This is a genomic window from Chryseobacterium sp. S0630 (genome assembly GCF_024158915.1).
Lineage (GTDB): Bacteria > Bacteroidota > Bacteroidia > Flavobacteriales > Weeksellaceae > Chryseobacterium.
Genome location: NZ_JAMZGF010000074.1, coordinates 1 through 24288, shown reverse-complemented (window position 1 = coordinate 24288; position 24288 = coordinate 1). Strand labels below are relative to the sequence as shown.

The 24288-nt window shown below is 36.0% G+C and carries 24 protein-coding genes; 16 read left to right on the top strand and 8 right to left on the bottom strand.

Going from position 1 to position 24288, the window contains the following annotated elements:
* Positions 1-428: 428 nt before the first annotated feature.
* The 3 genes from NK356_RS21795 to NK356_RS21785 all read left to right on the top strand — a co-directional run bounded on the left by NK356_RS21795 (position 429) and on the right by NK356_RS21785 (position 2281).
* Positions 429-1058: a GDSL-type esterase/lipase family protein gene (locus NK356_RS21795; RefSeq protein ID WP_253318053.1), complete on the top strand. Its 630-nt coding sequence runs from the start codon at positions 429-431 to the stop codon at positions 1056-1058.
* A complete protein-coding gene (locus tag NK356_RS21790) occupies positions 1058-1390 on the top strand; it encodes a gamma-glutamylcyclotransferase family protein (protein WP_034699695.1) in 333 nt (110 codons plus the stop codon). The genes NK356_RS21795 and NK356_RS21790 overlap by 1 nt, the downstream gene beginning before the upstream one ends.
* A gap of 432 nt (positions 1391-1822) precedes the next feature.
* Positions 1823-2281 carry a GyrI-like domain-containing protein gene (locus tag NK356_RS21785; protein WP_253318052.1) on the top strand — a complete coding sequence of 153 codons (459 nt, stop codon included), beginning with the start codon at positions 1823-1825 and terminating at the stop codon, positions 2279-2281.
* Between the two features lie 144 nt (positions 2282-2425).
* On the opposite strand, the gene NK356_RS21780 is transcribed toward NK356_RS21785, so the two are convergent.
* Positions 2426-2782, bottom strand: a complete 357-nt coding sequence (locus NK356_RS21780; protein ID WP_253318051.1) for a diacylglycerol kinase family protein — start codon at positions 2780-2782, stop codon at positions 2426-2428.
* A 184-nt stretch (positions 2783-2966) separates the two neighbouring features.
* Here NK356_RS21780 and dnaN point away from each other — a divergent pair, with 184 nt between their 5' ends.
* The 5 genes from dnaN (at position 2967) to NK356_RS21755 (ending at position 9520) form a co-directional block, all read left to right on the top strand.
* On the top strand, positions 2967-4097 hold the full coding sequence (gene dnaN / locus NK356_RS21775) for a DNA polymerase III subunit beta (protein ID WP_034699704.1): 1131 nt from the start codon (positions 2967-2969) through the stop codon (positions 4095-4097).
* A gap of 354 nt (positions 4098-4451) precedes the next feature.
* On the top strand, positions 4452-5282 hold the full coding sequence (locus NK356_RS21770) for an AraC family transcriptional regulator (protein WP_034699707.1): 831 nt from the start codon (positions 4452-4454) through the stop codon (positions 5280-5282).
* Between the two features lie 63 nt (positions 5283-5345).
* The gene (locus tag NK356_RS21765) at positions 5346-5963 is read left to right on the top strand and encodes a DUF417 family protein (protein WP_253318050.1); all 618 of its coding nucleotides are present in this window, start codon (positions 5346-5348) and stop codon (positions 5961-5963) included.
* A gap of 206 nt (positions 5964-6169) precedes the next feature.
* Positions 6170-8572: a phenylalanine--tRNA ligase subunit beta gene (gene pheT / locus NK356_RS21760; protein ID WP_253318049.1), complete on the top strand. Its 2403-nt coding sequence runs from the start codon at positions 6170-6172 to the stop codon at positions 8570-8572.
* A 537-nt stretch (positions 8573-9109) separates the two neighbouring features.
* Positions 9110-9520, top strand: a complete 411-nt coding sequence (locus NK356_RS21755; RefSeq protein ID WP_034699714.1) for an META domain-containing protein — start codon at positions 9110-9112, stop codon at positions 9518-9520.
* Positions 9521-9569: 49 nt separating this feature from the next.
* On the opposite strand, the gene NK356_RS21750 is transcribed toward NK356_RS21755, so the two are convergent.
* The 6 genes from NK356_RS21750 to NK356_RS21725 all read right to left on the bottom strand — a co-directional run bounded on the left by NK356_RS21750 (position 9570) and on the right by NK356_RS21725 (position 15301).
* Complete coding sequence (locus tag NK356_RS21750; RefSeq protein ID WP_002977986.1) at positions 9570-9809, bottom strand: hypothetical protein; 240 nt, start codon at positions 9807-9809, stop codon at positions 9570-9572.
* Positions 9810-9860: 51 nt separating this feature from the next.
* A complete protein-coding gene (locus NK356_RS21745) occupies positions 9861-10751 on the bottom strand; it encodes a 3-hydroxybutyryl-CoA dehydrogenase (RefSeq protein ID WP_253318054.1) in 891 nt (296 codons plus the stop codon).
* Between the two features lie 10 nt (positions 10752-10761).
* Positions 10762-11172, bottom strand: a complete 411-nt coding sequence (locus NK356_RS21740) for a hypothetical protein (protein WP_034699720.1) — start codon at positions 11170-11172, stop codon at positions 10762-10764.
* Between the two features lie 31 nt (positions 11173-11203).
* Positions 11204-12082 (bottom strand): CGA/CIA family class A beta-lactamase, encoded by an 879-nt coding sequence (gene bla-A, locus NK356_RS21735; protein WP_253318048.1) that lies wholly within the window; start codon positions 12080-12082, stop codon positions 11204-11206.
* 66 nt (positions 12083-12148) lie between these two features.
* On the bottom strand, positions 12149-13879 hold the full coding sequence (locus NK356_RS21730; RefSeq protein ID WP_253318047.1) for a cellulase family glycosylhydrolase: 1731 nt from the start codon (positions 13877-13879) through the stop codon (positions 12149-12151).
* A gap of 459 nt (positions 13880-14338) precedes the next feature.
* Positions 14339-15301, bottom strand: a complete 963-nt coding sequence (locus NK356_RS21725; RefSeq protein ID WP_034699728.1) for a Gfo/Idh/MocA family protein — start codon at positions 15299-15301, stop codon at positions 14339-14341.
* Positions 15302-15436: 135 nt separating this feature from the next.
* Between NK356_RS21725 and NK356_RS21720 the strand changes: the two genes are divergently transcribed.
* From NK356_RS21720 to NK356_RS21705, 4 genes are all read left to right on the top strand, one after another.
* The gene (locus NK356_RS21720; protein ID WP_253318046.1) at positions 15437-16084 is read left to right on the top strand and encodes a hypothetical protein; all 648 of its coding nucleotides are present in this window, start codon (positions 15437-15439) and stop codon (positions 16082-16084) included.
* A gap of 101 nt (positions 16085-16185) precedes the next feature.
* On the top strand, positions 16186-16836 hold the full coding sequence (locus NK356_RS21715) for a protein-L-isoaspartate(D-aspartate) O-methyltransferase (protein WP_253318045.1): 651 nt from the start codon (positions 16186-16188) through the stop codon (positions 16834-16836).
* Positions 16837-17154: 318 nt separating this feature from the next.
* Complete coding sequence (locus tag NK356_RS21710) at positions 17155-18141, top strand: D-glycerate dehydrogenase (RefSeq protein WP_253318044.1); 987 nt, start codon at positions 17155-17157, stop codon at positions 18139-18141.
* A 49-nt stretch (positions 18142-18190) separates the two neighbouring features.
* Entirely contained in the window at positions 18191-18484 is a 294-nt protein-coding gene (locus tag NK356_RS21705) for a hypothetical protein (RefSeq protein ID WP_034699741.1), read from the top strand.
* Positions 18485-18598: 114 nt separating this feature from the next.
* Here NK356_RS21705 and NK356_RS21700 read toward each other — a convergent pair whose 3' ends face one another.
* A complete protein-coding gene (locus NK356_RS21700) occupies positions 18599-19036 on the bottom strand; it encodes an endonuclease domain-containing protein (protein WP_253318043.1) in 438 nt (145 codons plus the stop codon).
* Between the two features lie 308 nt (positions 19037-19344).
* Between NK356_RS21700 and NK356_RS21695 the strand changes: the two genes are divergently transcribed.
* The 4 genes from NK356_RS21695 (at position 19345) to NK356_RS21680 (ending at position 24124) form a co-directional block, all read left to right on the top strand.
* Complete coding sequence (locus NK356_RS21695; RefSeq protein WP_253318042.1) at positions 19345-21330, top strand: urocanate hydratase; 1986 nt, start codon at positions 19345-19347, stop codon at positions 21328-21330.
* Positions 21331-21344: 14 nt separating this feature from the next.
* Complete coding sequence (locus NK356_RS21690) at positions 21345-21887, top strand: Crp/Fnr family transcriptional regulator (protein WP_034699745.1); 543 nt, start codon at positions 21345-21347, stop codon at positions 21885-21887.
* A 224-nt stretch (positions 21888-22111) separates the two neighbouring features.
* On the top strand, positions 22112-22873 hold the full coding sequence (locus NK356_RS21685) for an MBL fold metallo-hydrolase (protein WP_253318041.1): 762 nt from the start codon (positions 22112-22114) through the stop codon (positions 22871-22873).
* 522 nt (positions 22874-23395) lie between these two features.
* A complete protein-coding gene (locus NK356_RS21680) occupies positions 23396-24124 on the top strand; it encodes a TonB-dependent receptor plug domain-containing protein (RefSeq protein ID WP_253318040.1) in 729 nt (242 codons plus the stop codon).
* Positions 24125-24288 lie beyond the last annotated feature (164 nt).

The following is a 24288-nucleotide window of genomic DNA, read 5'->3' as shown; positions in this document are numbered from 1 at the left end:
AATAATTCTTCACCTCTTCAAAAATCTTAATGGTTTAAATCATTTCTTTCAGCTAGAGCATCAGTTCGTCTATTGCTAAGTGAAATCTTTGCGTCAAAAAACAAAATACATTATTTAACCATTAAGAAGAATAAAGATTATAAGGAAAGTTAAGGTTCATTGCTGATGAATAAAGCATTCTGCTTCATAATAGCTTTAGCTGTTGCCTTAATAATTCTTCACCTCTTCAAAAATCTTAATGGTTTAAATCATTTCTTTCAGCTAGAGCATCAGTTCGTCTATTGCTGAGTGAAACGCCTTTGCGAACAAAAACATAAAATTAATATAAACCCTTAGCGTCTTTTGCTTTAAAAACTATGCGAATTGAAAGATACTAATAGTTTTTCTTACTATTTTTACTTCAACAAAACAGGAAACAATAAAGTTGAATGAAGAAAATTATTTACGGGCTGTTCTTCGGTGACAGCATTACCTATGGAGAATATGACGGAGTTTTTGGCGGTTGGGTAGATATTCTGAAAAGATATGCCCTGCAGAAATTTCATGAAGGAAATGGAGATGAACTGATTCTCTTCAATCTTGGAATAGGAGGAGAAACCACAGAGGGATTACTGAAAAGAATACCACACGAATTAAATGCAAGAAATTCCGCTGATGGAAATATTGTTTTTCTAAGTTACGGAGCCAATGATCTTGCAGTCAAAGATGGAGTACAGATCGTAGATCCTGAAAAATTTAAAAATAATATTAAAGAAGCTGTCACACATGCCAGACAGTTTTCCGATACAATTTATCTTGTAAGCATTCTTCCTTTCTCTCAAAAAATAGATGGAGTAGTGGTAAGTTCCGGGAAAATGAGGATTAACGAGGATGTGGTTGTTTACAATCAGATTTTGAAAGATATTGCCACTGAAGATTCGCTGACCTATATTGATTTTTATTCCGCTTTCCTGCCGGATAAAGAAATCCTGCTTTCTGCAGACGGTGTACATCCCAATGAAAAAGGCTATGGAATGATGGCTGAAATCGCAATCCCAATCATTGAAAAATATTTATAATGGTCAATTTATTTTCTTACGGAACGCTGCAAAAAGAGCAGGTTCAAATGGAAACCTTCGGAAGACTTTTGCAAGGTGAAAAAGATATTTTATCAGGATATAAATTAAATATGCTTGAAATTACAGATCCTGAAGTCCTTCGAAAAAGCGGTCAGAAATACCATCCCGTACTTGAATTTTCAGGAAATGATGATGATCAGGTAGAAGGAGTACTTTTTGAGGTGACAGAAGAAGAAATTCTTCAGGCAGACGAATACGAAGTAGATGATTACAAAAGAATCGAAACCGTTTTTAAATCCGGAAAAAAAGGGTTTATCTATGTCGGGAAATAGCCATTGCGAGCAAAGCGAAGCATATCACTATCTCCTATAAAATTCCAACGGTATATTTGTCATTCCGAGCAAAGCAAGGAATCTAAACTTGAATGTTCTCTCGCAGATTTCGCAAATGGAGCAGATTATTAATTTAGATTCCTGGCGGAATGGACAAAGACACTGCAAATAGCTTTGATAACAGGTATTAATGTAGACAATTACATTTTAAACACAAATAATGATTTCCTAATACACCAATGAATATTCAATAGGAACGGGATATAATCCTGAGCCTAGTCGAAGGGAGCCCGTTTATCTAAAACATCAACCTTCAAAATGGCTTTAGCCAAAACTTAAAAACAATATCCTAATCAATCAATTTTAAAAAGCTCCTGACAGACCCTTGTCATAACCTGTCCTTATCTTTGCTCTATAACAAAGAATTAATATATGAAGAACGTAAAAATAGAACCTTTTAAGGTAATCGGTATTTCAGTAAGAACAACCAATGAAAATGGACAGGCAGGAAAAGATATTCCGGTATTATGGGAAAAAATGATCAGTGAAGATATTCTCAATTCGATTCCGAATAAGATTGACAATACCATCTATTCCATCTACACAGATTACGAAAAAGACCACACAAAGCCTTATACAACAGTTCTCGGATGTCAAGTGGAAAATCTTGACAATATTCCTGAAGGAATGGTAGGGTATTCTTTTGATGGCGGAGATTATCTGAAATTTACCACAAAAGGAGATCTTTCAAAAGGCTTAGTAATCAATGAATGGTTGAAAATATGGGATATGGATTTAGGAAGAGTATTTTCTGCCGATTTTGAAGTGTATGGAGAAAAAGCGCAGAATCCATCAGGTGCAGAAGTTGATATCTTCATCGCTGTGAAATAAAAGATGAAAAAATAAAATATTTTAGCTTTCACAAACTTTTGAACTGAAGAAGTGATATTCCCCTCCTCTGGAGGGGTGTCAAAAATTCAAAGAATTTTTGACGGGGTGGTTTAAACTTCCATCTCCCAGCTTCTCTCTTCCATCTCAGATGAAAATATATTTCCCATACACCAGAATCCCAACAATCACCGCTGCAATGGCTGTCAGCATTACAGCTCCCGCAGCAATATCTTTAATAAAGCCGATTCTTTTGTCAAAATCAGGTTGAATGATATCACAGATCTTTTCAATAGCAGTATTGAAAATTTCAGCACTTAAAACAGCAAATGAGGCGATAATAACCAAAGCGGTGTCTGTGCTGTTCAGTTTGAAATAAAAAATAAGAAAGAGATTGACAAAAAATGCGATGAGCTCAATCTGGAAATTTCTTTCCGTTTTTACCATCATAAAAATACCTCTGAAAGCATGAAGAAAACTTTTATGAATAGGAGGTTTTTGCATGATTTTCAAACTTTTTTCACAAATATAGGTTTTGTATTTGATAAAAAAATGAATATCCGCTGAAATCTAAGCATAATATCAAGGCTCAAAACAAATTAAGGATCTTTGTTAAAAACTCCTCCATATTATTCTTTTCTTTGTTGGATGTATTTATTATATTTGTAGAAACTTATTTTATAAATCTATGAAATTTATTATTTCAAGTGGTGAACTGCAGAAGGCGTTGCAAACTGTAAGTGGCGTAATATCAAGCTCTCAATCGAGACCGATTTTAGAAAACTATCTTTTTGAATTAGACGGAAATAATGTTACCATTACAGCATCTGACGGCGAGACAACTCTTGTTACTTCTCTGGAAGTAAAGTCTGATGATACAGGTAAATTTGCTGTTCCTGCTAAAATTTTTCAGGATTTTATCAAGACATATGGTGAACAGCCTCTGACATTTGTTGTAAAAGACAATGCCGAAGGTACTGGAAGCCAGCTTGAGATTTTAGATGAAAAAGATAATTTCGCAGTAGCATTAGACAATGCTGATGACTATCCTGAATTACCGGAATTCGACGCTTCCCAAAGTGTAACGATGCCGGCAGGAGTTTTGTCTGAAGCTTTGACAAACACACTATTCGCTACAAGTAACGACTCCCTTCGTCCGGTAATGACAGGAGTTCTTTTCCAGTTTGGAGAAAACGAAACCAATTTCGTTTCTACAGACTCCCACAGATTGGTGGTGTACAAAAGAGCAGACCTGATGAATGCTGAACCGATGGAGTTTATCATGCCTAAGAAACCTCTGAACATTTTTAAAAATATCCTGGCAAGTTCCAATGAAGACGTTACGATTGACTTCAATGAGAATATGGCTAAATTTACTTTTGGTAAGCACATCTGGATCTGTAGACTGATTGACGGAAAATATCCGAACTATACAGCGGTAATTCCAAAGGAAAATCCAAATGTATTGACAATCAACAGAAACCTTTTGTTAGGAGCAATCAAAAGAGCATCTATCATGTCTAATAAATCTACCAACCAGGTAAGATTCAAGCTTTCCGGAAATATTCTTCACCTTCATGCAGAAGATACTGAATATGCTAACAAAGCAGACATGCAGATTCCTTGCGACTATAACGGAGAAGATATCAATATCGGATTCAGCTCAAAATTCTTAACTGAAATGCTGACAATTTTAGGATCTGACGATATCACCATGAAAATGTCTCAGCCTAACAGACCAGGAATCATTGAACCTCTTGATGGTCTTGAAGAAAACGAAAATATCTTAATGTTATCAATGCCGGTTATCGGATTGTAATATTTAATATATACAAATATAAAAAGCCGGAATTTTCCGGCTTTTTTGTAATCTTGATATCTGACTCGTAGTTGTAAATAGGGTCCAATCGACTTAGGAATTAGGAGCGTGAAGAAAATTTTAATGTAATCCGTTAAAAAATTTCCATTGTCTGAGCATGGACGAAATTTAGAACCGAAGCAGGATCAGATAATCCATGCGGGTTTGGAAATTTTAGGAGTACATTCAAATTTTTAGCGGATGATTCCAGTCTTGAACTTTTGTATACTTTTGCTTCAAGGTAAAAGTATATAAGAAAGAAATGTTGATACGATTGTGAATCATTAGCGTCATTAGTGTTTAAATTAACTCATCATGGAAATAAAAATACAGTCTTACCAAACGTCAGATTTTCCCACAGAGTTCACCACTGAAAATTACAGTGTGATTCTATGGAAAGGTTCAGGTGTTTTCTCTGTGGATGATATTAATTATTCTTACAGCGGATATAATATTCTGTTTCTTTCTCCTTACCAGAAGATGAAAATGGTTTCGGAATCGGAGGGAGATATTCATGTACTTTTCTTTCATGGCGATTATTATTGTATAGAGTATCATAAAGAGGAAGTGGCTTGTAATGGACTTCTCTTCAATAATATTTATCTGAATCCGGGCGTTGAACTGTCGGAAGAGAGTTATCATTATATTCTTGAGCTTTATAACCATATTAAAAAAGAAGAATCTGAGAAACATCCGTTTTCGGAATCCATTATCAAAACCTATATTCAGCTTATTCTTGCCATTGGAAGCAAACAGAAAAGCAATATTGAAAACAATGTGGTTTCTCATGAAAAGCTTCCCAATAAAAATGCAGTAGAATTTCAAAAACTATTGGAATCCCATTTTAAAGCGGAAAAAGAACTGTCATTTTACAGTGATAAACTGAATATCACCAATAATACATTAAGCAAAGCAGTAAAGAAAGAATTTGCAAAAACACCTACTCAGCTTATCAACGAGAGAATTATTCTGGAATCTAAAAAACTGCTGCATTTAACCTACAGATCTGTGAAGGAAATTGCTTCTGAGCTGGGATTTGAAGACGAATTTTATTTCAGCAGGTATTTCAAAAAATCAGTAGGATGTTCCCCTAAAAATTACAGAGAAAAAGTGGGGATCTCCGTAGTGGCAAAAATGTCCATGTAATGTCCTGAAATGTCTATGTTGCTACTTTAGGCATGTGAATACCTTTGATAAAAAATAAATCACATGAAAAATAGCAGACTTTATCACCAATTATTACAATGGGATACTTACTTTTTCAATTTTCTCAGAATTTCAATTTTCATCGTTATGGCCTGGATTGGAGGCTTGAAAGCCTTTCATTATGAAGCGGATGGAATTGTACCTTTCGTAGCCAACAGCCCTTTGATGAGCTTCTTCTACAAAAATGCAGACCATAAAGTTCTTAATGATGATAAAAAGCTCGTTAAAGAATATACTTTGTATAAAAATCCGGAAGGAAAAGTAGTTCAGAAAAATATCAACTGGCATAAGGAAAACAGAACATATGCCTTTTCCTATGGTCTTGGAACAATGATCGTTGTGATCGGATTCTTGGTTCTCTTAGGAATCTGGTTTCCTAAAATAGGAGCCGTGGGTGGTGCTTTAACGTTTTTAATGTCCCTTGTCACGCTGTCATTTCTGATTACCACTCCCGAAGTATATGTCCCCAATCTGGGTGGAGATTATGCAACTCCTCAGTATGGTTTTCCCTATCTGTCGGGAGCAGGACGTCTTGTATTGAAGGATATTATCATGATGGCCGGAGGGTTGGTATTATTTTCTGATAGCCTGAAGAAGCTGGTGAGACCGTTGGACCAATAGTTTCCCGAATCAGTAGCAGAAGGATTAACGAAAATTTATTATCTTAAAATCGCTTGTAAATTTCTCTATTTCTCAAAAAAACACGACATTTGTAGCTCGAAAAATCATACCGGAAAAGGTGTGGGATTTCAAATAAAAGTTTCAAAATAGAGCAGATAAAACCTTAGGGTACATCTGACGAATTAAATAAGTAGATAGATTAACAAATGAAAATATCAAACAACTGGCTGAAGGACTTTGTAAAAACGGAATCAAAAACTGAAAGAATCGGTGAATTCCTTACAGATATTGGTCTTGAGGTTGAAGGGATAGATAAATTTGAAAGTGTAAGAGGCAGCCTGGAAGGAATTGTTGTAGGTAAAGTACTTACTTGCGAAAAACATCCTAATGCTGACAAACTGAAGAAGACAACAGTAGATGTAGGAAACGGAAAAGTGTTGAACATTGTTTGTGGAGCTCCGAATGTTGAAGCTGGACAAACTGTTCCTGTGGCCGTTGTCGGAACAAAAATCTACGATAAAACAGGAAACTTTTTTGAAATTAAAGAAGCAAAAATCAGAGGAGAGGTTTCTCAGGGAATGATCTGTGCAGAAGACGAACTAGGTCTTAGCGAAGATCATGGAGGAATCATGGTGTTGGATGAAACCAAATATGAAGTAGGGAAAAACTTTGCAGACTATTTTGAGCTTACCAATGATGAGGTATTTGAAATCGGATTAACACCGAACAGAACAGATGCCATGTCTCACTATGGTGTTGCAAGAGATTTACATGCTTATCTTTCTACGAACCAATTGAAGTCGCAATTTAATAAAGTAGCTTCTGAAGTTTTGAATAACGAAGGAACTCATGATTTCAAACTGGAAATTGAAGATGCAGAATTGTGTCCAAGATATATCGGAGCAGTTATTGAAGATGTAAAAGTTGCAGAATCGCCATCCTGGTTGAAAGACAGACTGAAAGCGATCGGATTAAGCCCGATTAACAACGTTGTAGATATTACCAACTATATTCTTCACGGGTACGGACAGCCGCTTCACGCTTTTGATGCAGATAAAATTGCAGATAAGAAAGTGAAAGTAGGAGTGGTAAAACCGGGAACAAAATTTACTACTTTAGATGGTGTTGAAAGAACATTGAATGGTTCTGAAATCATGATCAAAGACGGTAAAGATAAACCAATGTGTATTGCCGGAGTATTCGGTGGTGAGAACTCAGGAGTATCTGAAACTACAAAAACAATATTCCTTGAAAGTGCTTACTTCAACCCGATTGCCGTAAGAAAAGGAGCTAAAGCACACAGCTTGAATACAGATGCTTCTTTCAGATTTGAAAGAGGAGTAGACCCGAATCTTACAAGAACAGCCATCACTCACGCTATTAAAATGATTCAGGAAATTGCTGAAGGAAAATTAGTAGGAGAGTTACTGGAAGAATATCCTAAGAAAATAGAAGACAACTATGTGATCCTGAGATTCTCTAAAATTGAACAGATTTTAGGAACAAAAATTCACAGAGAAAAAGTAAAAGAGATCTTAAAAGCGTTGGAAATTCAGGTTTTAAATGAAATTCCTAACGGTTTCGAAATCTCAGTTCCTGCATACAGAGCAGATGTAACGAGAGAAATTGATGTGATTGAAGAGATTTTAAGAATCTACGGATATAATAAAATTGACGCTCCACAGAAGATTTCGTTTACTCCTGTTAAACTAAGTGCAAACGATCAGGACGAACTGGAAAATAGCTGGGCTAGAACTTTACAAGGTCTTGGTTTCAATGAAGTAATGAACAACTCATTGACTTCTGTAAAAGACGAAACAGATGCTGTAAAGCTATTGAATCCTTTAAGCGGTGATTTGGCATTCATGAGAAAGTCTTTATTAGAAGGACTTCTTCAGAATACAGTATATAATATCAACAGAAAGAATCAGGATATCAAATTCTTCGAATTAGGAAAAATTTATCATAAGAAAGATAAATACGAAGAAAGAAAACAATTGGCATTACTGGTTTCAGGAAGAGATGTTGCAGAAAACTGGCTTCAGCCAAAATCTGCGGTAAGTTTCTATAATCTTAAAGCTTACGTAAAAGTTTTATTGGAAAGACTTGCTGTAGATTACAAAGAAGTAGCTCTTTCTGATGATAGATTCTCTGATGCATTGGCATACGAGGCAGAAGGTAAAACTTTGGTAAGAATCGGAAAAGTAGCACCTGCTTTATTGAAAGACTTTGACATTGATCAGGAATGCTTCTACGCTGAAATTGAACTGGAATACGCTCAGGAATTACGTTCTAAAAATGAATTGAAATTCAAAGATATTCCGAAGTTCAACAAAATCAGAAGAGACTTAGCTTTATTGATTGATAAAACGGTAAACTACCAGGATTTATATCAGACGGCTAAGAAAAACAAATCTCCATTCATTAAGAATATTAACCTATTCGATGTATATGAAGGTAAAAATCTTCCTGAAGGTAAGAAGTCTTATGCCATGAGCTTTGAGCTGTTAAACGAAGAAAAAACACTGGAAGAAAAAGAGATTACAGAAGTAATGGATTCTTTAATCAAAGCTTTCCAGAAAGAATTCAACGCTGAGTTGAGATCTTAATATTTGATAATATATTTCATTAATAAATAGAAACGGACTTTTTTAAGTCCGTTTTTTTGTTTTTAAAAGTTTAATAAAAATATATTAATATGTTTCGGCTAAAGCCAAATGGATTTTTGTTGATAGAAAAACGGGCTAAAGCCCGTTCCTATTGAATCGCATTAGTGACATTAGTGAAAATATTAGTGTCATTAGTGTTTAAAATGGAAATCTTGTATAAAAACAATCTATCCACAGTCCTTGTCACTCCATAGGAGTTTCAATATATTTTATAAACCAATTATAGTATAGATTCCTTGCTTTGCTCGGAATGACAAAGACACCGAAAAATTTTATCGGAGATAAAATCTTTGCGTCTTAAACCTACTGTATATTAAGAAATTTGCGCTTTTGTGTTTTCCAACTTATGACCGTATAATAAGATCTTTTGCACGGAAAAATATTCAAAATATCAAGTGTTAAAGAATAATAAAATTCACGCCAACCCGTTTAAATAATATAATTTCCGTAAATTTGGGTTAATTCAAAAAGAAAAAAATGAAAAATCTTTTTTTAAGTATATGTACAGCGGCAGTATTGGCTTCATGTGGATCCATGACAAGCCCGTCTGCATCTAAAGTAGGAAAAGCTCAGCCTGCTCTTGCCAGCACAAAATGGACTTTGGCTGAAACGGTAAAAGGGAAAATTCCAACATTGAATATTGAAGGAGAAAAGATCACTGGAAATGCAGGATGTAATAACTATTTCGGAACAGCTACAATAGATCCGTCTACAGGTAGTTTTACAGCTGGACAGATGGGATCTACGAAAATGATGTGTAGCAACATCGGAGTAGAGCAGAACTTTATGGATATGATGGGAAAAGCTAACAAATATGTGGTTTCCGGAAATACTTTAGAATTGTACAAAGACAATCTTTTACTATTGAAATTCACAAAATCAGAATAAAAAAACAAAAGGAACTCAATTGAGTTCCTTTTTTATGTTTAGAGTGTTATTAATCTTCCTCTTCTTCGTCGTACTTAGCCAACTCTTCGTCGCACCATTTGAACGCTGCTTCTACTACTTTAGTAGCCTCGTCTGCCATCGTTTCTTCATCATCACCTTCAAGATCATCTAACCACTCAACTTCTTCTTCCTCAACGTTTAGGATAAATCTTGGATATTCTGTATGAACTACGAATAGATCCTCTGGAAACTCCGAATTATCTGCTAATAAAAACTTTGGTAATTTCATTTTTTTAATGTTTTAACTTTCTCAAAGATAAATAAAATTATTGATTTAAGATTACTTCAAAAACATTTTTGAAACTTTTTCAGCTTTTTTGCTTTCAGAATAATCGTAGAACCCTTCTCCTGATTTTACACCCAGTTTTCCGGCTGTCACCATATTCACAAGCAATGGGTTTGGAGCGTACTGAGGATTTTTGAAACCATCATACATTACGTTCAGAATGGCAAGGCATACATCAAGACCAATAAAGTCTGCCAGCTGAAGTGGACCCATAGGATGAGCCATTCCCAATTTCATTACCGTATCAATTTCTTCTACACCTGCCACACCGTTATAAAGGGTCTCGATAGACTCATTAATCATTGGCATTAGAATTCTGTTCGCTACAAAACCTGGATAGTCATTCACCTCTACAGGAACTTTACCCAAAGTTTTACTCATTTCATAAATTGAATCAAAAGTTTCTTTGGAAGTAGAATATCCTTTGATGATTTCTACCAGTTTCATGATTGGAACCGGGTTCATAAAGTGCATACCGATTACTTTATCAGCTCTTTTGGTAGCTGCAGCGATTTTTGTAATAGAAATAGAAGAAGTATTGGTTGCAAGGATACAGTTGGCTGGAGCCAGTTCATCCATCTGACCGAAGATCTTTAATTTAAGATCAAGGTTTTCTGTAGCTGCCTCTACAATAAGGTCTGCTGCACCTGCTGCATCATTCAATGCTGTAAAAGTAGTGATGTTACCTAAAGTTTCAGCTTTTTGCTCCTCTGTAAGGTTTCCTTTTGCAATGATTCTGTCAAGATTGGTAGTAATGGTTTTTAAACCTCTGTCCAAAGCTTCCTGGGATACATCTACAAGATTTACTTTAAAACCGCTTTGTGCGAAAGTATGTGCAATACCATTCCCCATGGTTCCCGCTCCGATAACTACAATGTTTTTGATCATTTTTCCTTTATTTTTTATAGATAGTTAAATTTTTTGCGTCTGTAAGATCCGATTGTGTGACAACAGCTGTAGAGTCAAAGGAAACATTTCCTGTACTTTGACTTTTCTTATTATTGTTCTGGTTGGAAACAGTAGCCGTTAATCCTCTTATCAATCGTTTTTTCTGATTCTTGGTAAGAAAATCTGTGCCCACGTATAATGTATATTCGCCTTCTCTTCCCATCCCTTTTTGGATCAGAACTTCCAGGCTTTTTATCTGGCTTTTGTTTTTAAATTCTTTCAGAAAACTCATCACAGGTTTATCAGATGCAGGACCACAGCATACACTTCCGTAGCTGATCTCTAAATAATTCTGATTCTTCTGTGCATAAAAGAATGTGAAAGCCAATAGAGCCGTTGTTATTATTATTTTTTTCATGTTAAATCGCTTTAAAAATAAGCTTAAAATTTTACTTATTAAAATGTTCCCAAACCTCTCTGGAAATATCTGAAATCATCCTGCAGTTGACAGCATCCGTTTCCGTTGAATTACTGACAAATACAGCTAATGCATAGTGCTTGCCATTAGGTAAAGTAATGATTCCTATTTCATTTTCTGCACCTGTTAAACCTGCTTTATTCTTCCCTGAAGCTCCCGTTTTTCTTGCCACAGGAGTGTTTTTGGGAAGTTGTTCCACCATTTTATTCAATCCTGTGGAAGTAGACCATAGTACTTTCATCAGATAGTCTGTAGATTTTTTGGAAAGTAATTTCCCATCATAGAATTTTTTAAGGACATCAACTGCTGATTTTGTAGTGCTGTAATTTTCATATTGAACATTCCAGTCTTTATGCATGTCCTCTTCATTATATTTGATCTGAAAACCTTTTACCCCTTTGGAATCCATGAATTTTTGAACAGTCTGAGTTCCTCCCAATAGCTTTAGAAGAATATCACAACCGTTGTTATCACTTTTGGCAACGGTGTATTCAATCACTTCACTTAACGGAATTTCAACATTTCCTCCAGGATACTTATCACGAAGCGGCGACCATGTATTCTCGAGTAAGTTTGATTGATCCAATTTTATTTTCTGATCCAAAGAAAGTTTTCCCTGATCTACATGGTTCAGAATAGCTGCAGCAATGTGAAACTTGAATACACTTTGCATTGGCAGTTTTTTATCTGCATTTTTATTATATGTAAAACCATTTTCAAAACCTAAGACAGAAACGCCCACCGTAGCTTTTTTGTTCTTAAGAATTGAACTTATTTTCTGTTCTAATAAAGAAGTCTGAGCAAAGGTAAATGCTGAAATCAGAAGAAAAAAGAATGCTGTTTTTTTCATAATATTATCATTAAAAAAGCCCTCTTCTGAAGACCGGAAGAGAGCTGCAATTTAAGACAATTATTACTATTTTAATTCAAAATAATTCAGATTGATACCATCATTTTCAAAGACAATTCTGATTTTATTTTCTCCTTTCTGAAGGCTGATGTTTTTTGCTGAAACCGTTTTCCAGTTTTCATTTCCACCCGTAGATGCCAATGATACTGTAGCTAAAACTTTTCCGGAAGCTGTTTCAATTCTTATTTTAGAATCGTTGGCAGCAGAATATCTGATGTCAAATGTATAATTTTTATCTCCTTTGGACTGAACCGTGTACTGAAGCCATTCTCCGGTTTCTGTTTTTCCTACATAATACTGATTGGTAACCTTATCATTACATTTATAGATATCTACACCGTCATTTCTCATCTGCTGTCCGGAGTTCCATTCCGATCTTTTAGCCGGATCACTTACCCAAAGATTGATGAAGTCCTTATCCAGATAGGCAGCACCCATTCTTCCCAAATCATATTCTGAAGCGAATATTCTTCCCGGAGCCTGATGATTTCTGAATGGTTTTGTAGAAGCATCTGTAATCTGTCTGAACATCGCATCAATCACGTCTCTTTTAATTTCCGTATTGTTCAGTTTATAATTATCGGCAATCTGTAGTAAAGCTTTTTTGGCGTACTCTTTAGATGGTTTTTCACCTCCGTTTTTCCAGTAGTCCAATAGCTTTTCATACTCAGGTGTAATTTTTACATTGGTAATTCCTGCAATATTATCAATCTTTTTCATTGGCCAGAAGGCATAACCTATATTATGCTTGCCCAAAAGCTGAATCAACTCAGTAAACCATACGTTGGAGTTCTCACCCGTTTCCCCAAGCCAGATCGGCATATTATGTTTTTCTCTGAGATCAAGAGCAAATTGAAGGGTTTGATCATCATTGTAATTCCAGTATTTATGAAAGCTGAAAGCCATATTATTATCCCAGATAGCTGGAAGTCCATTATAATTATTTCCCCAGCCGTTTCCTTCAATAAAAATAATATGTTTTTTATCAACTTCTCTAATGGCTGCAGTGATGTCCTTTTGAAGCTTCCAAAGCGGAGCATTAGACATTTCATCTGTGCCATTCGGGTTTTTCCCAGTGAAGTTGATGTTGGGTTCGTTAATCAGATCATATCCTCCAATCCATGGATTATCTTTATACCTCTCGGCCAGTTTTTTCCAAAGTGCAATTGTTTTTCTCTGATTTTCTTCATTAGCCCAAAGTGAAGGTTTAGACTTATCATTGTCAGAGATGTTGGTATCATTTCCCTGACCTCCCGGAGCAGCATGAAGATCCAGAATCAGGTATATTTTATTAGCTGTACACCATTGAAGAAGATCATCAGTCATTTTAAAACCTTCCTCCAGCCACGTATCTTTTCCTTTTGCAGGCTCCTTTTCAATAGGTAGTGTATAAAGATTGTAATGCATCGGAAGTCTTATCGAATTGAATCCTGCTTTGGCTAGAAAGTCAATATCCTGTTTTGTGATTCCGTTTTTCAGGTAAGCTTTGTAGAATTCATTCATTCCGTCTTCACCAATTAATTCTGCAATTTTCTCCTTAATCTTATACTGAGGACCTGCAAAATCGGCAGTTTTCAGCATATATCCTTCCTGAAGCATCCAACCACCAAGACCAAGGCCTTTCAATTGAATATTTTCACCTTTATCATTAACGATTTTCTGTCCTGAAGTCTTCAGTAATTGTGATGTCCCAAATTGAGACAATAAAAGTGCGGATAATAGAATGGCTCTTTTCATAGTAGTTTTAATGATTTAAATAATAGGGAAATATTAGAAATTATAATGAATGATGACAGGATAAGATGATTCTGTATTCAGATCATTCAGTGTGTCGGATATCCATATATGTAATACAAAATTTTTCAATACTTTATTGAATTATTCTTCAAATATATTGTTTTTTTGTTTTGAAATGGATTTTTTATTGATAAATAAGTAATTATTAATGGAAAGTTTTTATTTCATTTTAAGTTGTAAAGGATTCAGGCAGAAATTAACAGAATAAAAAATATCGCTTTATCAAATCGATTTTTAATCGATTCAACCTTTGCTCACTCAATATCATGCATAGTTGAAAATGAAAGCTTTGCGTTTAAATTATATACATCAGAAACTAAAAATGCTATCTCATAACCCATTATTCTGATTATAAGATAGCACTATATCTACTGCTGTTCATGAAAACAGCGTATTTTTTTAACTAATCAGTTTCATAATCTCTAAAGCCACCTTTAATGCTTCAGTTCCGTCTTCAAGAGAAACTTCTACATTTTTGTCGCCCGTAATCGCATCGGCGAAAGAGTTTAATTCATCCAAAATAGCATTGTTAGGCTGGATATTCGGATATTCAAACAGAATCTGGTTCTTTTCTCCCTCTGCATTTTCAATAATCATATCAAATGGAGTAGGGTTTTCAGGAGCATCCTTCATTCTGATCACTTCAGCCTTTTTCTCAAGGAAATCAACGGAAATGTAAGCATCTTTCTGGAAGAATCTGCTTTTTCTCATCGCCTTCATAGAAATTCTGGAAGTGGTAAGGTTGGCCACACATCCGTTTTCAAACTCAATTCTTGCGTTGGCAATATCCGGAGTTTTGCTTACTACACAAACACCGCTTGCGTGGATGTTTTTCACTTTAGATTTCGCAATGCTTAATAAAATATCAAGATCGTGAATCATAAGATCCAATACAACAGAAACATCTGTACCACGTGGGTTAAATTCTGCCAGTCTGTGGATTTCAATAAACATCGGAGTGCTGATGTATTCCTTAGTAGCAATAAATGCAGGGTTGTATCGCTCAACGTGTCCTACCTGTGCTTTAATTCCTTTTTCCTGGCACAAACGAAGAATTTCTTCTGCCTGTTCAAGAGTCTGGGTTACCGGTTTTTCAATAAAGAAATGAAGACCTTTTTCAATAGCTTTTAAAGCATAATCATAATGATAAACTGTAGGAGTGACAATGTCAAGCATGTCAATCTGTTCAAGCAATTCATCAAAATTTTCAAAATATTTATATCCGAATTCGGCTTCTAATTTCTTTCCGTTTTCAATATCTTTATCATGGAAACCTACAAATTCATATCTATCTGACTGATTAAGAAGTTTTAAATGTATTTTTCCCAAGTGTCCGGCACCTACCAAACCTGCTTTTAACATAGCTGTATTAAATTTTTGTAAATATAGTGAATGTACATTTATAAAATACATGACTTTTTCACTTGGAGATATTCAAGGTGGAACACACGTATTCATTAAAGAAATTACAGTAAATTCACGGTCTGAAAAATAACTATGAAAAGAATAATTTCGATTTTACTCATCCTGGGATTATGTACTGCAGGATGTATTGGAGATAGTCCATATGACCCGCAGGCTCAATGTGGAACTCCAACAAATCTGATATTTGAAAAAGGAAATAACAAGCTTTCCTGGAGCTTTATAAGTCAGGGCGAAGGATATTTTGAAGTACAGTATGGGGAGCCGGGTTTTTCTTTGGGAAAAGGAACTACAGTGGTCACCAACAAGTATTTTTATAACCTTCCTCTCTATAAAGATCATAAATACGACCTTTATGTGAGAAAAAATTGTGGAATAGCTAATGGACGGAGCCATTGGGCGGGACCTATTACTGTTTTGGCTACTAATACAACAACCTGCGTAAAACCGGAGTATGCAACCTATTCAAAAACAACCTCTTCTGCGAATTCTTCTGTTTTTGATGCTACAGTGTCCTGGGAAAATGATGGTGTCTCTGCATATGAAACGGTTTTGACAACAAGTACTGTTCCTCCTGCAAGTGGAGATTTGGTGTTTGCAGGTCAAAAAGCTATTTATGTAGGATTAAGTAAAACAGTGAATTATAACTTTTTTGTGAGAAAAAAATGTGCTGATAATACCTTCAGCGATTTTTACGGACCTTATCCGATAAAGTGGAATTAAGAAATAAAGACAAAGCAATCATTTTTTGATTGCTTCTTTTTTGTGGATAATTCTTTGCTCCAATTTCGGAAATCTAATTTCTAATTTCTTACTTTTGTCAAATGCAGGATTCGTTTGTACATAAAGGAAAAAGAAAGATTTTAGTAGATTACCTTCGAAACAGAATTGGTATTTCAGACGAAAATGTACTTTCGGCAATGAGTGAAGTTCCAAGACACCTTTTTATCGAAAGTATTTTTGAAGATTTTGCCTATGAAGACAGAGCATTTCCTATTCTGGCCCATCAGACCATTTCACATCCTTCCACGGTAGCGGAACAGTCTGAACTACTGAAGGTAAAGCCAGGTGAAAAAGTGTTGGAAATTGGAACAGGATGTGGATACCAGACTGCAGTGTTAATGGCGATGAAAGCTCATGTATATACGGTAGAAAGGCAGAAAGATCTGTTTGATTTTTCTAAAAAGAAACTCAGAGAACTTCATCTGTTTCCCAAATTTCAAAGCTTTGGAGATGGTTTTGCAGGACTTCCTACTTTTGCTCCTTTCGATAAAATTATCGTAACCTGTGGGGCTTCCACACTCCCTACAGAACTTTTAAAACAACTGAACGTCGGAGGAATAATGGTGATTCCATTGGGACCAACAAATGAGCAGGTTTTATACCGATTTACAAAAGTAGGTCCTACAGAATTTGAAAAGGAAGAATTTGGAGCCTATAAATTTGTTCCGATGCTCGGGAATACAAATCAATAGAACGGAATTGGTAGACGAGCTGGTCTCAAACACCAGTTCTTTGTGAGAAGCAATCTTATCAATAGAAACTGACTTTTGTCCGTTTTTTTAAAATAAAATTCATTTGGATTTAATCAAAATTTAAAATCTTTTAACTCCGTTTCGGAATGAAAATTGATGGAATTAAAACCCTCAGTATACAATCACCATCACAGAAAATAAATAGATCTTGAATCAAACATTCAGATGAAAAGAAATAATTTTTTTAATATTAAAGTTCAATAACCTTACTTTTTGCGAGTGAGGTTTTTTTATTTAAAATCATTAAACAACAGTACAATGAAAGTTTTTATCAATAAAAGAATTCCCGAAACAGGAATTGAAATGCTGGAAGAAGCAGGGCTGGAACTTATATTTCCGGAAAAGGAAAACCTTTCTTATGAAGAATGGATTCATTACTGTAAACATACAGATGCCATCCTGAATGTAGGCGGAGATTTCAAATATGATAAGAATTTTTTTGATACCTGCCCGAATGTCAAAGCCATTGCTTTATACTCTGTAGGGTTTGATCATGTTGACATTAAAGAAGCTACTCAAAGAAATATTCCGGTAGGGAATACTCCGGATGTTTTGAGCAGGGCTACTTCGGATGTTGCTTTTTTATTGATGCAGTCTGTTGCCAGAAGAGCGAGCTATAATTTTCAGAAAGTAAAAGATGACAATTGGGGAGCATTTGATCCTTTACATGCTTTGGGACAGGAGCTGTACGGAAAAACACTGGGGATTTTCGGATTAGGTCGTATCGGTTATGAAATGGCTGAAAAATCAAAAAAGGCTTTTGGAATGAATATCATTTACCACAACCGTCGTCAAAATGAAGAAGCAGAAAACGAGTTGGGAGCAACTTATGTTTCTTTCGAAGAACTGATTCAGAGATCAGATGTATTGAGTGTACATGCTAATTTCACTCCGGAGCAGAAAGAGTTATTCAATGAGTCCATATTTGAGCAGATGAAACCGAATGCTATTTTCATTAATACAGCAAGAGGAGGTTTTCACAACCAAAAAGATCTGTATCAGGCACTCGTTGACAAGAAAATCTGGGGAGCAGGTCTGGATGTTACCAATCCGGAACCGATGTCTGCAGATGATCCTATTCTGGGACTTTCAAGTGTCTGTATTCTGCCACATATAGGTTCTGCGACTGTAGAAGCCCGAAATGGAATGGCCCGACTGGCCGCAGGAAATATTATCGCTTTTTCAAAAAATGAGAAAATGCCCAATTGTGCAAATCCTGACGTTTATTCTCATCAATCATCATAACTTGGAATTATTTTTGTTCTGATTACATAAACCTAAAATCTTAAATACTATGGCACCAGAGAAAAATATTAATGAGCAAAACAAGAGGTTAGAACAGATGGATTATAACCCCAACGAAGACATATTTAAGAGAGAAAGACATATTTCGCTTGATGGAGACGGAAATCCTATTCTGGATGAAGATTTTGACGATGATAAAATTGATAAAGGCTTAGATATTCCAGGCGCTGAGGACGATGATGAAATGGAAGAAATAGGAGAGGAAGATGAAGAAAATAACTACTGGAGTCTCAGCGATAATGAAGATGACCATGAAGAAGAAAACGATGATGTTTTAACCTAAACTTTAACGATACAAAAACCAGCCTTATTGAATTTCAGTAAGGTTTTTTTATGTTAAATAACAACTAATATGGGTAAGGGCAATTCCCCTCCCTTGGAGGGGTGGATTCAAAAATCAAAGAATTTTTGAAGACGGGGTGGTTCCATAGTGCAGCACAATAAAATCCTCCAATTCCTTCATCACCCAACTCAAATTATTCCTCACATCAAAATCACTGATTCTAAAAACCAGCAACCCCAAAGATTCAAGATATTCCTCTCTTATCCCATCATAAATCTGTTTTTCGTCATGGCTCGAACCATCTATTTCTATAATAAGTCCAAGAGTTTTCACATAGAAATCAACAATATAATTTCCGATAATCCTTTGTCTGTCAAAATCAAGGGTATAGAATTTCTTTGCACGGACTTTCTTCCAGAATATCACTTCACCCAAAATCCGGGCTTTACGCTTTTCTTTTAATAATACTTTTAAATAGGGATTATAGGGTAGGTTCTCAACAAAATTCCTGCGGATCGGAATTCCGTTGATGATGGCGAGGATTTCTTTCATGACTGTGTTTTTAACCACCCCGTCTTTCAAAGTTATTAACTTTAAAATCCACCCCTCCGAGGGAGGGGAATTGAGGTGCATTCATTCAAATATAGTATTTAATATCAAATGGTGGCTGGTTTACAACTTTTATAACTTTGCTTAAACCTTAAACCTTAAACCTTAAACCTTAAACCTTAAACCTTAAACCTTAAACCTTAAACCTTAAACCTTAAACTTTAAACCATTCTTCCCTTGCCTATATTTCCTATTTTGAATATCTTTAAAACTTCAAACATTGTTTAAAACATAGACCTTTAAATAGCAATATGACATTCCAAGAACAGATACAGCAGGGGATTCCTAATCAACTGCCGCAACCAAAACCATACGAGATCAATATCAACCATGCTCCGAAGCGTAAAGAAATTTTAGGGGAAGAAGAGAAAAAACTGGCATTAAAGAATGCCTTACGTTATTTTGACCCTCAGTTCCATGCAGAACTGATTCCTGAATTTAAGCAGGAACTGGAAGATTACGGAAGAATTTACATGTATCGTTTCCGTCCGGATTATGAAATGAAGGCGAGACCTATCACAGACTATCCCGGAAAATCTGAGCAGGCAAAAGCCATTATGCTGATGATTCAGAATAACCTGGATTATGCGGTGGCGCAGCACCCTCATGAATTGATTACTTATGGTGGAAACGGAGCCGTATTCTCCAACTGGGCACAGTATCTGTTGACGATGAAGTATCTGTCAGAAATGAATAATGATCAGACATTGGTGATGTATTCAGGGCATCCGATGGGATTGTTCCCGTCTCATAAAGATGCACCAAGAGTGGTTGTAACAAATGGGATGATGATTCCAAATTATTCAAAACCGGATGATTGGGAGAAATTCAATGCATTAGGTGTTACTCAGTATGGGCAAATGACGGCAGGAAGTTATATGTATATTGGCCCTCAGGGGATTGTTCATGGAACAACGATTACTGTGTTAAATGCTTTCAGAAAAATCAAAAAAGAACCGAAAGGAGGACTTTTCGTTACTTCAGGATTAGGAGGAATGAGTGGAGCTCAGCCAAAAGCAGGTAACATTGCTGGTTGCGTTACCGTATGTGCAGAAGTGAATCCGAAGATCACAAAAATCCGTCACGATCAGAAATGGGTGAATGAAATTCATGAAGATCTTGATGCATTGGTAAAAAGAGTAAGAGAAGCACAGGCTAACAAAGAAACCGTGTCTTTGGCTTATCTTGGAAATATTGTGGAAGTTTGGGAGAAATTTGATCAGGAAGGTGTAAGAATTGATATCGGATCAGATCAGACTTCACTTCACAATCCTTGGGCGGGTGGTTACTATCCTGCAGGACAAAGCTTTGAAGAGTCTAATACCATGATGGCTGAAAACCCTGAGTTATTCAAGGAAAAAGTTCAGGAAACGTTGAGAAGACACGCAGCAGCCATCAATAAGCATACCGCAAAAGGAACGTATTTCTTCGATTATGGAAATGCCTTTTTATTGGAAGCTTCCAGAGCGGGAGCTGATGTAATGGCAGAAAATCCAACATTGGGAAGAGAATTCAAATATCCGAGTTATGTACAGGATATTATGGGACCTATGTGTTTTGATTATGGTTTCGGACCGTTCCGTTGGGTGTGTTCCAGTGGAAATCCGGAAGATCTGCAGAAAACGGATGATATTGCATGTGCAGTATTGGAGGAAATGGTTAAAAACTCTCCGGAAGAAATCCAGCAGCAAATGAAAGACAATATCCAATGGATCAAAGGAGCACAGGAAAATAAACTGGTAGTTGGTTCTCAGGCGAGAATCCTTTATGCAGATGCAGAAGGAAGAATGAAAATTGCTGAAGCCTTCAACAAAGCCATTAAAAATGGGGAAATAGGACCCGTTGTATTGGGTAGAGACCATCACGATGTTTCAGGAACAGATTCTCCTTACAGAGAGACTTCCAATATTTATGACGGATCAAGATTTACAGCCGATATGGCTATTCACAATGTGATTGGAGACAGTTTCCGTGGAGCTACATGGGTTTCCATTCACAATGGTGGTGGAGTAGGCTGGGGAGAAGTAATCAACGGAGGTTTCGGAATGCTTCTTGACGGAAGCGATGATGCCGACAGAAGGCTGAAATCTATGCTTTTCTGGGATGTAAACAACGGAATCTCAAGAAGAAGCTGGGCAAGAAATGAAGGCGCTATTTTCGCCATTAAAAGAGCGATGGAAGTAGAACCAAACTTAAAAGTAACACTTCCGAACCTTGTAGACGAAAACTTATTGTAATATAAAATTCAGCATTGGCAACGATCAACAAAAAACTGTTTTCACATCTGAACGTAGAGGATAGTGATCCTGTATGGGAGAAGTTTGCTGAAGTTGAATTTTCAAAGAAAAACATATTTACTGACAACAAAGCCTATCTTGTAGAAGATGGGCTTGTCCGTAAATACTACATCAATAACACTTCAGATATTGATACCGAAATCTGTGCAGAATTCTACTTTCCCGGCGATATTTTCACTGTTGAAGGAAAAAGCTCAGACACTGTTTACGAGTCTATCAATAAAGGACTCGCATGGGAAATCACTCTGGATGAGGTGAAAAACCTGTTTGCTGTAAATCCACACTGTCGTTTCGTACAGAACTACTATCTGAGCAGAAAGCTCAATGCTGCAATGAAAAGAGAAATGCTCCTGCTGAAAAATACTCCACAGGATCTCTATGAATATCTCCTGAAGAACAAACCTCATTACATTCAGAATATTCCTCTGAAATACCTTGCTTCCTATATTGGCATTACGCCTATTTCCTTGAGCAGGATCAGGAAGAGAATTTTGTAAGCTAGAAGCTGGATGAGGGGAGCTGGAAGTTGCTCTCAGTCTTCAGATTTTCTGTAGGTTTTAATAATTAATTGGGAAAATTATTGCAAATAAAAAAGAGGAATAGTTGTTCTATCACCTCAATAACTTCCATCCCCCAGCTCCCAATCTCAAAACATCCTCATTTATTATCTTTTGTTTATTGTCTCGCCTTCCGTAAGTCTCTTCCTTTGTTAAAAAAGAATATGGAAATACAAAAATTAAACTGGGCAGGCATTCGCATCAATTCTCACAACAAAACCATCTTAATAGACGCTGTAGAAGATTTCTCTTATTACAAACCTGTTTTGGGTGATGCAGTAGAGAATCTGATAGAATTTTCAGATCGTGTACAGGCAGATTATATTCTGTTTACTCATATGCATCTCGATCATTTTGATAAAGGAGTCATCCGAAAATGTTTAAAGAAAGACGGAAAACTGATTGTCTACGCAGGACTAGAAGCTGCGGTGAGAAAACTGATAAATAATGTAGAAATGATCGTCCTGAATCTTAATGAAACCTTTACAGAAAACAATATAACCTTTAAACCGGTATTTGCGATGGATGGAGTGGGAGAAATACAGTCTTCATGGATTGTAGATGATGGAACTACCAAGATATTTCATGGAGGAGATACCATCTGGCACAACCAATTCTGGAAGCTTGGAAAAGAAAATCCAAATATAGATTATGCCTTCTTACCGGTAAATGGAGTAGTGGTCAACTTTGAAATCATTGGATTAGAATACAGTCCCGTTCCAGCTTCCCTCAATCTGAAAGAAGCCTTTGCGGCGGCCCATCTTCTGCATGCCAAAAAGCTGGTGCCGATCCATTACGGATTGTTTGCGCATGAGAAATGCTATATTCCTCAGGTGTTTGATGATCAGGATTTGAAAAACATTTCAGAGGAAGTAGGACAGGAGTTTATGATTTTGAAAGATGGTGCGATACTGGTAGAATCTTAACTGGTATTCATAAGGAAAACTGTCATTCTGAGTGAAATGCAATGGAGTGAAGAATCTCAACATCAATAGGAACGGGCTTTAGCCCGTTTTTCTTTTGAGTATAATGCAATTGGATTTAGGTGAAATTTAAAATTAAGTTTTGGCTAAAGCCTTTTGTATTTTTATTTTTATATCGGGCTAAAGCCCGATGCTATTGATGCTCTCTCTCAATTTATTAAAATGAACTTCAATTGTTATTTCATAATAATGTGAGCGTCACTGGAAGATTCTAGATTCCACGCTCCACTTCTGAACTTTGTTCGCACACCTTCGACCTGTGCTCTGAATGACAAATGTTGCGCATATTTAATTCTTACAATTAGCGTAGAACTCTTCGCCCTTTTTGTCATTCCGCAAGAATCTCAACAATGATTAAATGGTTTTCCGGCAAAACAATTACAACATAATTATTTTAACCAAAAAAAATTAATAGTAATTCCAACCTTTTCTTGTATCACTGCATCTTTATAATAAAAGAACCCTATGAAAATAACCATACCCAAACCCTGTTATGAAAACTGGAACGCTATGACACCAGATGAGAAGGGAAGATTTTGCGCAGTCTGTTCCAAAACGGTGAGAGATTTCAGAAGAGCTCCGGATGATGAGATTATAGAGGTTTTTGCAAAAGCATCGGATGAGATTTGCGGTAGTTTTCTTACTTCACAACTCAACAGAGATTTGCATTACTCTTATATTAATGCTCTTTTTGTGAAATTTGCGGTAGGCTTTATGCTGACAACAGGAGGTATTGTAAGTGTGAATGCACAGCAAAAGACAGCCAGTGATACTTTAAAAACTGAAGACATTAAGGAAATTACCCTTACTGAATTTGGAACTTATAAAGACAGAAAATTACTCGGATCAGTTTCTGTAGTACCTGCTGATGCTATAGCCTGCAAAGAGAAGAAAAGTAAAACATCTGTCCCCAATTTAGCACAATTATTGACTACGCAGGTATCATCCAATGTTGTTCAAAGTATAAGTGCAGTACGCATTGGTGGGGTACCTTCAAGCAAAGCGAGACCTTATAATCCGCTGTATATTGTAGATGGAAAGATCAGTGATTATGAAAAAGTAAAAGCTCTGGATCCTAATCTGATAAAAACGATGAATGTTCTGAAAAGAACTTCTGCTGTAGTAAAGTATGGCGAAAAAGCAAAAGGCGGAGTAATAGTAATTACTACAAAAAAGCAAAGTAAAAAAGAATAAAATTTAAACATAAATTAAGACTTTTTATTTTCCCACAACTTTCACTGATTTCACAGATCTATCCACAAACATCTGCTTGATTTGCCCAATCTGCGAGAGAACATTGAGATTGCTTCACCTTCGGTTCGCAATGACAGTGGTAGTGCGAAATTTTATCGGAGATA

Excerpts from the sequence above, each read along its gene's own strand:
- NK356_RS21795 (WP_253318053.1), top strand. The coding sequence starts at position 429 with ATGAAGAAAATTATTTACGGGCTGTTCTTCGGTGACAGCATTACCTAT.
- NK356_RS21790 (WP_034699695.1), top strand. The coding sequence starts at position 1,058 with ATGGTCAATTTATTTTCTTACGGAACGCTGCAAAAAGAGCAGGTTCAA.
- NK356_RS21785 (WP_253318052.1), top strand. The coding sequence starts at position 1,823 with ATGAAGAACGTAAAAATAGAACCTTTTAAGGTAATCGGTATTTCAGTA.
- NK356_RS21780 (WP_253318051.1), bottom strand. The coding sequence starts at position 2,782 with ATGCAAAAACCTCCTATTCATAAAAGTTTTCTTCATGCTTTCAGAGGT.
- dnaN (WP_034699704.1), top strand. The coding sequence starts at position 2,967 with ATGAAATTTATTATTTCAAGTGGTGAACTGCAGAAGGCGTTGCAAACT.
- NK356_RS21770 (WP_034699707.1), top strand. The coding sequence starts at position 4,452 with ATGGAAATAAAAATACAGTCTTACCAAACGTCAGATTTTCCCACAGAG.
- NK356_RS21765 (WP_253318050.1), top strand. The coding sequence starts at position 5,346 with ATGAAAAATAGCAGACTTTATCACCAATTATTACAATGGGATACTTAC.
- pheT (WP_253318049.1), top strand. The coding sequence starts at position 6,170 with ATGAAAATATCAAACAACTGGCTGAAGGACTTTGTAAAAACGGAATCA.
- NK356_RS21755 (WP_034699714.1), top strand. The coding sequence starts at position 9,110 with ATGAAAAATCTTTTTTTAAGTATATGTACAGCGGCAGTATTGGCTTCA.
- NK356_RS21750 (WP_002977986.1), bottom strand. The coding sequence starts at position 9,809 with ATGAAATTACCAAAGTTTTTATTAGCAGATAATTCGGAGTTTCCAGAG.
- NK356_RS21740 (WP_034699720.1), bottom strand. The coding sequence starts at position 11,172 with ATGAAAAAAATAATAATAACAACGGCTCTATTGGCTTTCACATTCTTT.
- bla-A (WP_253318048.1), bottom strand. The coding sequence starts at position 12,082 with ATGAAAAAAACAGCATTCTTTTTTCTTCTGATTTCAGCATTTACCTTT.
- NK356_RS21730 (WP_253318047.1), bottom strand. The coding sequence starts at position 13,879 with ATGAAAAGAGCCATTCTATTATCCGCACTTTTATTGTCTCAATTTGGG.
- NK356_RS21725 (WP_034699728.1), bottom strand. The coding sequence starts at position 15,301 with ATGTTAAAAGCAGGTTTGGTAGGTGCCGGACACTTGGGAAAAATACAT.
- NK356_RS21720 (WP_253318046.1), top strand. The coding sequence starts at position 15,437 with ATGAAAAGAATAATTTCGATTTTACTCATCCTGGGATTATGTACTGCA.
- NK356_RS21715 (WP_253318045.1), top strand. The coding sequence starts at position 16,186 with ATGCAGGATTCGTTTGTACATAAAGGAAAAAGAAAGATTTTAGTAGAT.
- NK356_RS21710 (WP_253318044.1), top strand. The coding sequence starts at position 17,155 with ATGAAAGTTTTTATCAATAAAAGAATTCCCGAAACAGGAATTGAAATG.
- NK356_RS21705 (WP_034699741.1), top strand. The coding sequence starts at position 18,191 with ATGGCACCAGAGAAAAATATTAATGAGCAAAACAAGAGGTTAGAACAG.
- NK356_RS21700 (WP_253318043.1), bottom strand. The coding sequence starts at position 19,036 with ATGAAAGAAATCCTCGCCATCATCAACGGAATTCCGATCCGCAGGAAT.
- NK356_RS21695 (WP_253318042.1), top strand. The coding sequence starts at position 19,345 with ATGACATTCCAAGAACAGATACAGCAGGGGATTCCTAATCAACTGCCG.
- NK356_RS21685 (WP_253318041.1), top strand. The coding sequence starts at position 22,112 with ATGGAAATACAAAAATTAAACTGGGCAGGCATTCGCATCAATTCTCAC.
- NK356_RS21680 (WP_253318040.1), top strand. The coding sequence starts at position 23,396 with ATGAAAATAACCATACCCAAACCCTGTTATGAAAACTGGAACGCTATG.